The organism is Paracoccus homiensis (assembly GCF_900111675.1).
Classification (GTDB): Bacteria; Pseudomonadota; Alphaproteobacteria; order Rhodobacterales; family Rhodobacteraceae; genus Paracoccus; species Paracoccus homiensis.
Genome location: NZ_FOHO01000002.1, coordinates 268655 through 280638, shown reverse-complemented (window position 1 = coordinate 280638; position 11984 = coordinate 268655). Strand labels below are relative to the sequence as shown.

Sequence of the window (11984 nt, the reverse complement as noted above, 5' to 3'; positions counted from 1 at the left end):
ATGAGTTACAAGCCTTTGGCGTTGCCGGACCGGGTGCAGCTGCCCGATGACGAATCCCTGGAACGCGTTCAGGCGTTTCGCGATTACATGCGCCGCCGGCACAGCGTGCGCGATTTCAGCGATGCCCCCGTTGCCCGCGAGGTGATCGAGGCCTGTATCCAGACCGCAGCGACCGCGCCCTCGGGGGCCAATCAGCAGCCCTGGCATTTCGCCGCGATTTCGGACCCTGCAATGAAGATGCAGATCCGCGCCGCCGCCGAGGCCGAGGAACGCGCCTTCTATGCCGGGGGCGGCGGCGATGAATGGCTTAGCGCGCTGGAACCTGTGGGAACCGGGCCCGAAAAACCGCATCTGACCACGGCGCCCTGGCTGATCGTGGTCTTTGCCCAACGCTGGGGCGTTCGCGACGGTCAGCGGCACAAGCATTATTACGTCCCCGAAAGCGTGGGCATCGCCTGCGGCATGCTGATCGCCGCGATTCATCAGGCGGGGTTGGTCACGCTTGAACATACACCGAATCCGATGAAATTCCTGAACGCGCTGTGCGACCGGCCCGAAAACGAAAAGCCGCTGATGATCCTGCCGGTCGGCCTGCCCGCACCCGATGCCACGGTTCCCGCGGCGGCCAAGGTGAAGAAACCCCTGTCCGAGATCATGTCGGTCTTCTGATGCTGGCAGTGTTTCTGAAAACACTGCCCTTCTTCGCGCTGATCGGGCTGGGGTGGCTGGCCGCACGCAGCCGCTTTTTCCCGCCCGAGGGCGCGGCATGGCTGACCAGGTTCGTCTTCTTTTTCGCGCTGTCGGCGATGCTGTTCCGCTTTGCCGCCGGTCTGGATCTGGGTGCCCTGTTCGATGGGCGTTTCGTCATGGCCTATCTGACGGGATCCGGTCTGGTCTGGCTGGTCGGACTGGTCCTTGGCCGGCTGCGCGGGCTGGCCGTGCCCGAGGCCGCGATGGAGGCGCAATGCTGCATGATCGGCAATACCGGCTTTCTGGGGGTTCCGATGCTGGTGGTGTTGCTGGGCGAACGTGCGATCGGCCCGGTCCTGATGATCCTGACCATCGACATGCTGGTCTTTTCGACGCTGATCACGCTGATCATCCACGCCGCCCGCAGCGGTGGCCTGCGGTTGCGGGCGGTCCTGCCGGTTCTGCGGGGCATTGTCTCGAACCCGATGATCCTGTCGATGCTGGCGGGGCTGATCTGGTCCAGTGCGCAGTTGCCGATGCCCGCCCCGCTGGACGATTTCCTGACCATGCTGGGCTCGGCCGCGACGCCGGGGGCATTGTTTGCCATTGGCGCCAGCCTTGCCGGGCTGCAACTGGCGCGGCTGGGCGCGGCCTGCTGGCTTGGCGCGGCCAAGCTGGTGCTGCATCCGGCCGCGGTGGCCGTGACCGCGATCCTGTTCGGGGTGGGCGCGTTTCCGGCGGGGGTAATGGTTCTGGCCGCCGCGCTGCCAGTGGCGGGCAATGTCTATATCCTTGCGCAGTATTTCGGCGTGGCCCAGCAGCGCGTTTCGGCCGCGATCCTGATCTCGACCGCCGTCAGCATCGTGACGATCCCGTTGGTCATGGCCTTGATCGGGCAGGCCTGAGCGCGCCAAAGACATCAACACAAGACGGAGGAACCTCATGCGCGATCTCGCGGACCTGACCCTGAAGAACATCTTGCTGGACGTTGATGATGACGGCATCGCCACCGTCACGCTGAACCGCCCGGACAAGCGCAACGCGCTGGACATCGCCACGATCGAGGAACTGGTCGATATTTTCAGTCTGCTGCCGCGTGCGGGGATCAAGGCCGCCATCCTGCGCGCCAATGGCGATCACTTCAGCGCAGGGCTGGATCTGGTCGAACATCACCGAGAGGACCGCTCGGCCAGCGATTTCATGCATGTCTGTTTGCGCTGGCACGAGGCGTTCAACAAGATGGAATACGGGGGCGTGCCGATCATCGCGGTGCTGAAGGGGGCGGTCGTCGGGGGCGGGCTTGAACTGGCTTCGGCGGCGCATATCCGGGTGGCGGCGCGCGATACCTACTTCGGCCTGCCCGAAGGTCAGCGGGGCCTGTTCACGGGCGGCGGCGCGACGATCCGGGTGGCCGATCTGATCGGCAAGGCGCGAATGATCGACATGATGCTGTCAGGGCGCCTCTATCGCGATCAGGAGGCGGTCGATGTCGGCCTGTGCCAGTATCTGGTCGATAATCCCGAGGCGAAGGCGCTGGAAATCGCGCGCAATGCGGCGCAGAACCCGCCCCTGTCGAATTTCGCGATCTGTTCAGCCATCAGTCATATGCAGAATATGAGCGCGTTGGATGCGGCCTATGCCGAGGCGGTGGTCGCGGGCGTCGTGAATACCCAAGAGGCTGCAAAGGCTCGGCTTGCGGCCTTTGCCCAAGGCACCGCCAACAAGATCAAGCCCAAGGGGTGAGGGAAGGCGGCGTCGCAGCCGGCCATTGAGGCCGGCTGCGACGCCGCCCTTGGCCCGGCCTCGATGGCCGGGCCAAGGGCCCGCCCGGAAATCGGACAAAGCGCCTGATGTCTTCCCGATCTGGGGGACTCGGCGCGCCTGACCTATCTGGCTTGGCGCAGCGCAGCCGACAGTTCGCGGTCTAGCGACTGCAGAAAGGCCGATCTTTCCACCTTGCCGAAACCGGACCCGCCACCGCGATGAAACGGATCCGTCGACCGGATATCGGCCATCAGATCGCGCGTCGCCAGTCGCGCCCCGATATTGCGCGGGTTCAGCACCTCGCCATTGGGCTGCACCACGCGCGCGCCATTCTTGATGCAGCGATCCGCCAGCGGCAGATCGGACGTCACGATGACATCGCCCGCGCCGCAGCGCTCGGCGATCCACATATCGGCCGCATCCAGCCCGTCCGCGACGATCACCAGCGAGACCAGCGGGTTGGCCGACGGGCGCAGGCCGCCATTGCAGACCAGAACCATCGGCACCCGCATCCGCGTCGCGACCCGCTCGGCCTCTGCCTTGACGGGGCAGGCATCCGCATCAATGTAAAGCGTGCTCATTTCCTGCCCCTTTCCGGCCTGACGCGCGCTGCGCGCCGGGCACGGGCCTAGTCGCGCAGCAACTCGTTGACCGAGGTCTTTGCCCGCGTCTTGGCGTCCACGCGCTTGACGATCACCGCGCAATACAGGTTGACGCCATTCTTCGATGGCATCGAGCCCGAAACGACGACCGATCCCGCGGGCACTTCACCATACATGACCTCGCCGGTTTCGCGGTCCACGATCTTGGTCGACTGGCCGATATAGACACCCATCCCCAGGACCGAGCCCTCGCGGATGATGCAGCCTTCGACCACCTCGGAGCGCGCGCCGATAAAGCATCCGTCCTCGATGATGGTCGGACCGGCCTGCAGCGGCTCCAGCACGCCACCGATGCCCACGCCGCCCGACAGATGCACGTTCTTGCCGATCTGCGCACAGCTGCCGACCGTGGCCCAGGTATCGACCATGGTGCCTTCGCCCACATGCGCGCCCAGGTTCACGAAGGACGGCATCAGCACGGCCCCCTTGCCCACGAAGGCGCTGCGGCGGACGATGGCGCCCGGCACCGCGCGGAAGCCCGCGTCCCTCCACTGGGCCTCGCCCCAGCCCGCGAATTTCGAGGGCACCTTGTCCCACCAGTTGCTACCCTGCGGGCCGCCCGACATCTCTTCCATGTCGTTCAGACGGAACGACAGCAGCACGGCCTTCTTGGCCCACTGGTTCACATGCCAGTCGGCGCCGCGCTTTTCGGCCACGCGCAATTCGCCGCTGTCCAGACGGTTCAGCGCCTCGGCGACGGCTTCGCGGGTCTCGCCCTTCGTGGCGCTGGTGATCTCGGCGCGGTGCTCCCACGCGGTTTCGATTGCCTTTTCCAAAGCCTCGGTCATCTGCGCCTCTCCTCGATCTGTCGCCTGCGGGTGGAAATACTGTGCTGTGGGCTATAAGCCTCGGGGAAAGCCCGTGCAATCCGCATGGACCATCGATGAGGCATTCATGTCCGACATGTCAGAAGAAGAACGCGCCCACACCTTCCCGCACAGCGACGAAGACGCCGCCCGCGCCGACCGCACGCCGCAGACGCCGCAGACCCGCGCCCCGGCCTATCGCCTTGCCTTCACCGACCGCGAATTCCTGCTGCGCGAGGAACTGCGCCCTGTCCGGTTGCAGCTGGAACTGCTGAAACCGCAGATGATCATGGACGAACGCGGCATCGAATCGACCGTGGTGATGTTCGGCGGCGCGCGGATCCCGTCGCCCGACAAGGCCGATCAGGCCCGGACGCCCACCCTGGGCGAATTGTCGAAATACTACGACGAGGCCCGCATCTTTGCCCGCAAGATGACCGAACGCAGCCTGGCCAGCTATGGCCGCGATTATGTCATCTGCACCGGGGGCGGCCCCGGCGTGATGGAGGCGGGCAACATGGGCGCCGACGAGGCCGGCGGCCAGTCCATCGGCCTTGGCATCGTGCTGCCCCATGAACAGGCGCCGAACGAATATGTCACGCCCGACCTGTGCTTCAACTTCCACTATTTCGCCGTGCGCAAGATGCATTTCCTGATGCGGGCCCGCGCGATCACGGTCTTTCCCGGCGGATTCGGCACGCTGGACGAACTGTTCGAGACGCTGACCCTGATCCAGACCCGCCGCATGAAGCCGCTGCCGATCCTGCTGTTCGGCCGCGACTTCTGGGACGAGATCATCAACTGGAAGGCGCTGGCCCGCGCCGGCACGATCAGCGACGAGGATCTGAACCTGATCCGCTATGTCGAAACCGCCGATGAGGCGATCGACATCATCGACGCCTGGTCCTGACCGATCGGGCCCCGCCCGGTGATCGCCCGCCCGCCAAGGCGATCACGCGCCGATCTGCGACCTGATATGCCGTAGTTTCTTAAGACGCTTGTACCAGGACCGGGGCCTGACATGTTTGTGCCGCAGATAGATCTGCTGATAGATATCGGCCCGCGCTGCCGCCCCGGTATCGTTGCGCGTGGCCGAATTGGACACGTGATAGTTCGGCCCCGTTATATCCGCGTGCCGAAATCCGGCCCGCCGCCACAGATGCAGGATGAAATCCCAATCCTCATGCGACGCAAGCGCCGGATCAAAGGACAACCCGTCCAGCAGCCTGCGCGGAATGAACAACGCGCTTGAGGGTATGAAATTCTGCACCGCCAGATCCCTGACCCGGTGCTGCCGCAGGCTGATCTGTCGCCGGCTGGTTTCACGGGCGGTCCCGTCATCGGCGACATCCTCGCGGATCTGAGTGTAGTTCACATAGACCACATCCTCGGTATCCCGCAGGATCGGCAGCGCCCGGTCGAAAAACCCATCCTCGATGCTGTCGTCATCATCAAGGAAGCATACCCACTGGCCGCGGGCCACCGACATCCCGATATTCCGGGTCTCGGCGGGGCCGCGCAGATGCGGCAATTGCAGAAAGCTGTCGGTCGGTCGCAGCAACTCGGCCGCGACGCGGGCCGTCTGCGCCGATGCCTCATCCGCACACAGGATGATTTCCGACAGATCGCCCTGTCTGACGGCGGACATGATCGCCCGTCGCAAAAGGACCGGGCGATGATGTGTCGTGATCACGATGGAAATGGGGGGGGGGGGGCATTTTTCTGTCGAAAACCAGTAACTCGGACGCCGCGCGGGCAACCGGGTCAGGTTTCCCGATAAACCGATGGCATGTCCACCCCAAAGCGACGGGCGCGTCGAAGCGCGCCTGTCTATCCCCCCGCTTCGGCGTCGATCTGGGCCTTCGACTTGCGGCCCCGCTCGGTCGCGGATTTCAACTGGCCGCAGGCGGCCATGATATCCTCGCCGCGTGGGGTGCGGATCGGGCTGGCATAGCCGGCCTTGTAGACGATATCGGCAAACGCCTCGATCCGCTCCCAGCTGGACCGGTCATAGGGCGCACCGGGCCAGGGATTGAACGGGATCAGGTTGATCTTTGCCGGAATGCCTCGGATCAGCTTGACCAGCCGGCGGGCATCCTCGTCGCTGTCATTCACACCGTCCAGCATCACGTATTCAAAGGTGATACGCTCGCTGTTGGACAGGCGCGGATAGTCGCGCAGCGCGTCCAGCAGCGTCTGGATATTCCAGCGCTTGTTGATCGGCACCAGCTTGTCGCGCACCTCGTCCGTGGTGGCGTGAAAGCTGATCGCCAGCAGGCAGCCGATCTCTTCGGCGGTGCGGGCGATTTCCGGCACGACGCCGCTGGTGGACAGCGTGATGCGGCGGCGCGACAGTGACAGCCCCTCGCCATCCATGACGACGCGCATTGCGTCGCGGACATTGTCGAAATTGTACAGCGGTTCGCCCATGCCCATCAGGACGATGTTGCTGACAAGGCGCTGTTCGTCCTTGGGCTTGCCCTGCTCGGGCCATTCGCCCAGATCGTCGCGCACCAGCATCAGCTGGCCGACGATTTCCCCGGCGGTCAGGTTGCGGACAAGTTTCTGGGTGCCGGTGTGGCAGAAGGAACAGGTCAGCGTGCAGCCGACCTGGCTGCTGACGCACAGCGTGCCGCGGCCTTCCTCGGGGATATAGACGGCCTCGACCTCGTGGCCGCCGGCGATGCGCAGCAGGTACTTGCGCGTGCCGTCGGTGCTGATCTGGCGGGTGACGATTTCGGGCAGCGAGATCTCGAACCGCTCGGCCAGCATGGCGCGGTAATCCTTGGCCAGGTTCGTCATCTGGGCGAAGTCGCGCACGCCCCAGTAATAGACCCACTGCCAGACCTGGCCCACGCGCATCTTGGCCTGCTTTTCGGGGGTCCCGGCCTCGATCAGCGCGTCGCGCAGCTGGTCGCGGGTCAGGCCGACGATGTTCTTCCGCGCGGCATCGGGCAGCTTGCGGGGAATGGTCAGGACATCCTGCGTGATCGGAGCGGACATGGGTCTACCGGGGGGCTGTTGCGTGGGCTTTGGGCGAAAGACCTGCAGATAAGCGAAAGCAGGCCGAAAATCAACCGGCCTGTTTCTTGCCTTGGACGAAATATCCCGGGGGAGTCACCGAAGGTGACGGGGGCAGCGCCCCCATCCTTGACGCCCACCACGCCTGATGACACGCCCGTGTCGGGTTACTGGCAGCGCGCCTTGGCGGTATTGGTCGCGGCGGTGATGCCTGCCAAGCTGAACGTGTCCTTGGTGGTCGTTCCGCGCGACGACCGTGCGGTAAAGACCGCGCTGGACCCTGCGCGCAGCGCACCGATCAGCTTTTCATCCTCGGCCGGGCTGCCGGTCCAGGCATTCTCGCCCTCGGTGAACAGGTTGAATTTCTGACCGCCGATATCGACCTCGACGGTCGAATCCGGTGCGAAAGGATAACCGCCGGTAAAGGAAACCTCACCGTTCTGCCCCGAACGATAGGCGACATACAGGCGGATATCGCCGCGCGTCACTTCCTTTTCGTTGCCCTGACCATCGGTGTTCAGCGTCGATTTCGGGGGGGATACCGCCCAGCATTCCTTGGGGTTGCTGGCTGCGAATACGGTCCAATCCCCTTCGGTTGCCACGACATTCGTGGATTCCTGGGCACTTGCCGCGCTGATCCCGGTCGTCAGGACCAGGGTCGCCGCAATGCCGCGCAGCGTGGTCTTCATCATGCTCTGGCCTCCTGCCATTTCGCCGTTTCGCCCGGCGTTTTTCCCGATTGCGGTGCTCTTTTCAACCGTCCACCTTCACGATAACGAAAATCATGGCCCAAAAAAGGGCGCAGGTCATGAAATCGCGCAATTGTCAGGGGGAAAATTGCGATGCGTTCAGCCGAAATGATAGAGTTGTGGCGTGGCGGGCGTCCCGAAAGCCTGCATCGCGGTCATGCGGTCATTTGCGACAGCAAGGGCGTGGTCGAGGCTTGGGGAATTCCCGACACGGTCGTCTTTCCGCGATCTTCGTGCAAGATGGTACAGGCGCTGCCCCTGCTGGAAAGCGGCGCGGCCGATGCGGCGGGTCTGACCGACCGGCACCTTGCGCTGGCCTGTGCCAGCCACAATGGCGCACGGCTTCATCTCGATGCGGTGCGGGACTGGATCACCGGCATGGGGATGGGCGATGACGATCTGCGCTGCGGCAGCCATCTGCCCCGCGACAAGGACGAGAAGCGCCGCCTGATCTGTTCCGACGAATCGCCCTGCCAGATGCACAACAACTGTTCCGGCAAACATGCGGGCTTTCTGACCCTGAACCGGCATCTGGGCGGCGATGCGGACTATATCCGCCCCGATCATCCGGTTCAGATGGCCATGCGGCAGACCTTCGAAGAGGTCACTGGCGAAACCAGTCCCGGCTTCGGCATCGACGGCTGCTCGGCCCCGAATTTCGCGACCAGCCTGCGCGGCCTGGCGACGGCCATGGCGAAATTCGCCAATCCCGGCGGCGATCTGCGGGGGCAGGCGATGCGGCGTCTGGTCGATGCGATGCGCAACCATCCCGCGCTGGTCGCGGGCGAGGGGCGCGCCTGCACCGAACTGATGCGCGCGATGAAGGGGCGGGTCGCGGTGAAGACGGGGGCGGAAGGCGTGTTCGTGGCGATCATCCCCGATCTGGGGCTGGGCTGCGCGGTCAAGATCACCGACGGGGCCACCCGTGCCAGCGAGGCCGCGATCACCGCGATTCTGGTGCATCTGGGCGTGCTGGAGGCGCAGCATCCGGTCGTGGACCGGTTTCTGAACGGGCCGATCACCAATTGGCGCGGGATGGTGACGGGGGAAATGCGGACCGCGGCCGGTTTTCCCTGATCCGTCACGAATCCGACGCAAAGACCTGTTTTACTGCGCCCGAGGCCCGGAGTCGCTCCCCCGATCCCGCCTCTCTCTGCAAAGTCGGCCGGTGCCCCTTGGCAGAGCGGGCATCGGCCCCTGCTACAGCATCTCCCACAGCAGCCGCGCCGCAAGCACGGTCGAGGTGACGACCAACAGCGGCTTGATCAGCCGCGACCCGACCCGCGCCGCCAGCCGCGCGCCCAGGGCCGCGCCCGCGATCTGCGCCACGCCCATCATGATGCCCAGCAGCCACAGCGGCTGACCGATCAGCGCGAAGGTCAGCAGCCCACCCAGATTGGAAAACAGGTTCAACAGCTTTGTATGCGCGGTCGCCTTCAGCACGCCATAGCCCGCCAGCGTGACAAAGGCGATCATGTAGAACGACCCGGCCCCCGGCCCGATCAGGCCGTCATAGAAACCGACCATCGGCACGATCAGCGCCGCGAACAGCGCGGGGGCCATCCGCTGGGTCCGGTCCAGATCGTTCAGGCCCGGCTTGACCGCAAAGAAGATCGCGATCCCGATCAGGATCACCGGCAGTCCAAGGCGCAACGCCTCGGTCGGCAGATAGGTAACCAGCCCCGCGCCCAGAACCCCGCCCAGCCCGGCCAGCAGTGCGGCCTTCCATTGCCGACGCGGATCGACCAGCCCCTTGGCGGCATAGCTGACCGCCGCCGTGGCCGCGCCGAAGGCACCCTGCACCTTGTTCGTGGCCAGCGCCTGTGCGGGCGGCACGCCGGCCAGCATCAGCGCCGGCACGGTGATCAGGCCACCGCCACCGGCGATCGAATCGATGAAGCCCGCCGCGAAACCCGCCGCCAGCAAAATCAGCACAAGGTCGAAAGTCAGTTCAAGCATATGGCCGCATTGCGCCTTTCGGCGGGCCTTGTAAAGCGGCGCCGAAAGGCCTTTGCTGTGCCGGGTCCGAAAAGGAGTGTCCGATGGCCGCCAAATCACCGCAAGAGGTTCGCGATTTCTGGTTCTCTGACGAGATGCGCCCGTATTGGTTCAAGAAATCCGACCAGATCGACCGCAGCATTGCAGAGCGGTTCGGCGACACCTACGAGGCCGCGTTTGCCGGGGATCTGCCGCATTGGATGCATAACGCGGCGGATGCGCTGGCCCTGACCATCGTGCAGGATCAGTTTCCGCGCAACATGTTCCGGGGATCGGCCCGGTCCTTCGAAAGCAACGATCAGGCGCTGGCGACGGCGAAGATGGCGCTGAGCCAAGGGTTCGATCAGGATTCCGAACCGACCGCGCGGCAGTTCTTCTACCTGCCCTTCATGCATAGCGAGGATCTGGCCGATCAGGACATGTCGGTGCGACTGTATCAGGCGCTTGGAAATCAGCATTCGCTGCATTTCGCCCGCGAACATCGCGACATCATCGCCCGGTTCGGCCGCTTTCCGCATCGCAACGCCGTGCTGGGCCGCGACACGACCCCGGCCGAGGCCGAGTTCCTGAAAACACATGACGGGTTCTGAGATGACCAAGCTGCCCTGCTTTTACGCGCCCGATACCGATGCCCATGACCCGCGCTTCTGGATGCTGCGCGGGGTTCCGGGTCCGAACAAGGAACTGCCCGAACGCGCCCGCCGGCTTGTGGCGGGGCTGACGCGGGTGGGGCTGACGACCATCGATCCCCCGGTGGCCGATCATGGTCCGCTGCGTCAGATCCACACCGCGCGCTATCTGGATTTTCTGCAGAACTGCTGGGCGGAATGGCAGACCTTCCCCGCCGCCGGGGCCGAGGTGGTGGCCAATCTTCATCCGCAGAAGGCGACCCAGACCTATCCCCAGGGGATCGTCGGTCGCGCGGGCTGGCACATGGCCGACACGGCCTGCCCGGTCGGGCCGTCGACATGGCAGGCCGCGCTGCGCGGGGTCGATACCGCATTGGCAGCGGCCGATGCTGTGGCCAATGGCGCGGGGGCGGCCTATGCGTTGTGTCGTCCGCCCGGGCATCATGCGGATGCGGACATGGCGGCGGGGCATTGCTTTCTGAACAATTCGGCCATCGCGGCGCAGGCGCTGCGGGCGCGGCATGACCGGGTGGCGGTGCTGGATATCGACGTTCATCACGGCAACGGCACGCAAGAGATCTTCTATGACCGCGCCGATGTGCTGACGGTGTCGGTCCATGCCGATCCGGGCTCGTTCTATCCGTTCTATCTGGGATATGCGCATGAAACCGGTCGGGGCGCGGGGCAGGGTTTCAACCTGAACCTGCCGCTGCCGCAGGGACAGGGCGACGCGCAGTGGCTGGCCGCGATTGACCAGGCCCTGACGCGGATCGCGGAATTCGCGCCCGGTGCGCTGGTTCTGGCGCTGGGGCTGGATGCGCATGAGAACGACCCCCTGCGGGGGCTGTCGGTCACCACCGAAGGCTTTGCCCGGGCCGCCCGCCACATCCGCGCCGCGGGGCTGCCGACCGTCATGGTGCAGGAAGGGGGCTATCTGTCGGATGACCTGACCGACAACATCGCCAGCTTCCTGGGCGGCTGGACGCAGTAAGGCAGAACGCCCCGCCGGTCGGGCGGGGCGTTCGGGAATGTCAGGCGGATCAGCCGGGGCAGGCTGCCCCGGTATCGATCCAGGCGCGGGTCAGTTCGCCGAAGGCCTGCTGGCTGCCGGGGGCCGGGCTGCGCCCCTTGCCGGGATGCCAACCCCAGCCGACCAGCCCATCCTCGGCCATGTGTTCGTGCAGATCCTCCAGCGTGCGGTCGCCATTGCGTTCGGGATCCTTGATCTGTTCACAGATCTCGGCCAGCGACTTGTCCTGCCAGGCCATCTCGATCGGGGCCAGCGACCACGGCTCGTGGCCGGGGATGCTTTCGATGCCGCCGGCGCCGACGATGTCGATATTCTCGGCGCCGTGACAGGTGTTGCAGGTCATGCCGGGGGCGCCGAAATCGGCATCGCCACGAATGACCGGCGGCATGTGCGGATGCATGTCATCACCCTGCAGCGGGCTGTCGCCCTTGGGGTGGCAATTCACGCAGCGCGGATGGGTCAGGACCTTGCCCATTTCCTGAAACAGCGCGGCCGACCGTTCGTTCTGATCGGCGATGCTGTCGAATTCGGACACCGGGCGCAGGTCCTCGGCAGGGGCGGCGCTGTCCTGCGCGGCGGCGGGCATGGTCAGCAGGGCGGCCAGCGCCGCCACCGGAAATACTCGGATCATGTGC

General features: G+C 65.1%; 14 protein-coding genes. 7 read left to right on the top strand and 7 right to left on the bottom strand.

Annotated features, from left to right (window positions below; translation table 11 throughout):
* From BMX67_RS03680 to BMX67_RS03670, 3 genes are read left to right on the top strand one after another with little or no spacing between them, the layout of a single operon-like run.
* Window positions 1–669 carry a nitroreductase family protein gene (locus tag BMX67_RS03680; protein ID WP_090732585.1) on the top strand — a complete coding sequence of 223 codons (669 nt, stop codon included), beginning with the start codon at window positions 1–3 and terminating at the stop codon, window positions 667–669.
* Window positions 669–1595, top strand: coding sequence for an AEC family transporter (locus BMX67_RS03675; RefSeq protein ID WP_090732583.1), 927 nt, complete (start codon window positions 669–671; stop codon window positions 1593–1595). The genes BMX67_RS03680 and BMX67_RS03675 overlap by 1 nt, the downstream gene beginning before the upstream one ends.
* 37 nt (window positions 1596–1632) lie before the next feature.
* Window positions 1633–2433: a crotonase/enoyl-CoA hydratase family protein gene (locus BMX67_RS03670; RefSeq protein WP_090732581.1), complete on the top strand. Its 801-nt coding sequence runs from the start codon at window positions 1633–1635 to the stop codon at window positions 2431–2433.
* A 143-nt stretch (window positions 2434–2576) separates the two neighbouring features.
* Here BMX67_RS03670 and BMX67_RS03665 read toward each other — a convergent pair whose 3' ends face one another.
* Window positions 2577–3035, bottom strand: a complete 459-nt coding sequence (locus tag BMX67_RS03665) for a YaiI/YqxD family protein (protein ID WP_090732580.1) — start codon at window positions 3033–3035, stop codon at window positions 2577–2579.
* Window positions 3036–3082: 47 nt separating this feature from the next.
* The gene (gene dapD, locus BMX67_RS03660) at window positions 3083–3904 is read right to left on the bottom strand and encodes a 2,3,4,5-tetrahydropyridine-2,6-dicarboxylate N-succinyltransferase (protein ID WP_090732578.1); all 822 of its coding nucleotides are present in this window, start codon (window positions 3902–3904) and stop codon (window positions 3083–3085) included.
* A 115-nt stretch (window positions 3905–4019) separates the two neighbouring features.
* On the opposite strand from dapD, the gene BMX67_RS03655 reads away from it, so the two are divergent.
* Window positions 4020–4832 (top strand): LOG family protein, encoded by an 813-nt coding sequence (locus BMX67_RS03655; protein WP_090732882.1) that lies wholly within the window; start codon window positions 4020–4022, stop codon window positions 4830–4832.
* A 42-nt stretch (window positions 4833–4874) separates the two neighbouring features.
* Here the strand turns inward: BMX67_RS03655 and BMX67_RS03650 are convergent, their stop codons facing one another.
* From BMX67_RS03650 to BMX67_RS03640, 3 genes are all read right to left on the bottom strand, one after another.
* Entirely contained in the window at window positions 4875–5681 is an 807-nt protein-coding gene (locus tag BMX67_RS03650; RefSeq protein ID WP_281249126.1) for a glycosyltransferase family 2 protein, read from the bottom strand.
* Between the two features lie 71 nt (window positions 5682–5752).
* Window positions 5753–6925 carry a dual-specificity RNA methyltransferase RlmN gene (rlmN, locus tag BMX67_RS03645; protein ID WP_090732575.1) on the bottom strand — a complete coding sequence of 391 codons (1173 nt, stop codon included), beginning with the start codon at window positions 6923–6925 and terminating at the stop codon, window positions 5753–5755.
* Between the two features lie 185 nt (window positions 6926–7110).
* A complete protein-coding gene (locus BMX67_RS03640; protein ID WP_411957337.1) occupies window positions 7111–7635 on the bottom strand; it encodes an invasion associated locus B family protein in 525 nt (174 codons plus the stop codon).
* Between the two features lie 150 nt (window positions 7636–7785).
* Here BMX67_RS03640 and BMX67_RS03635 point away from each other — a divergent pair, with 150 nt between their 5' ends.
* Window positions 7786–8769 (top strand): asparaginase, encoded by a 984-nt coding sequence (locus tag BMX67_RS03635; RefSeq protein ID WP_090732574.1) that lies wholly within the window; start codon window positions 7786–7788, stop codon window positions 8767–8769.
* A 123-nt stretch (window positions 8770–8892) separates the two neighbouring features.
* Here BMX67_RS03635 and BMX67_RS03630 read toward each other — a convergent pair whose 3' ends face one another.
* Complete coding sequence (locus BMX67_RS03630) at window positions 8893–9651, bottom strand: TSUP family transporter (RefSeq protein WP_090732572.1); 759 nt, start codon at window positions 9649–9651, stop codon at window positions 8893–8895.
* An 83-nt stretch (window positions 9652–9734) separates the two neighbouring features.
* On the opposite strand from BMX67_RS03630, the gene BMX67_RS03625 reads away from it, so the two are divergent.
* A complete protein-coding gene (locus BMX67_RS03625) occupies window positions 9735–10280 on the top strand; it encodes a DUF924 family protein (RefSeq protein ID WP_090732571.1) in 546 nt (181 codons plus the stop codon).
* Between the two features lies 1 nt (window position 10281).
* Window positions 10282–11310: a histone deacetylase family protein gene (locus BMX67_RS03620; protein WP_217645768.1), complete on the top strand. Its 1029-nt coding sequence runs from the start codon at window positions 10282–10284 to the stop codon at window positions 11308–11310.
* A gap of 49 nt (window positions 11311–11359) precedes the next feature.
* Here the strand turns inward: BMX67_RS03620 and BMX67_RS03615 are convergent, their stop codons facing one another.
* The gene (locus tag BMX67_RS03615; protein ID WP_090732569.1) at window positions 11360–11980 is read right to left on the bottom strand and encodes an Isoquinoline 1-oxidoreductase subunit; all 621 of its coding nucleotides are present in this window, start codon (window positions 11978–11980) and stop codon (window positions 11360–11362) included.
* Window positions 11981–11984: the final 4 nt, after the last annotated feature.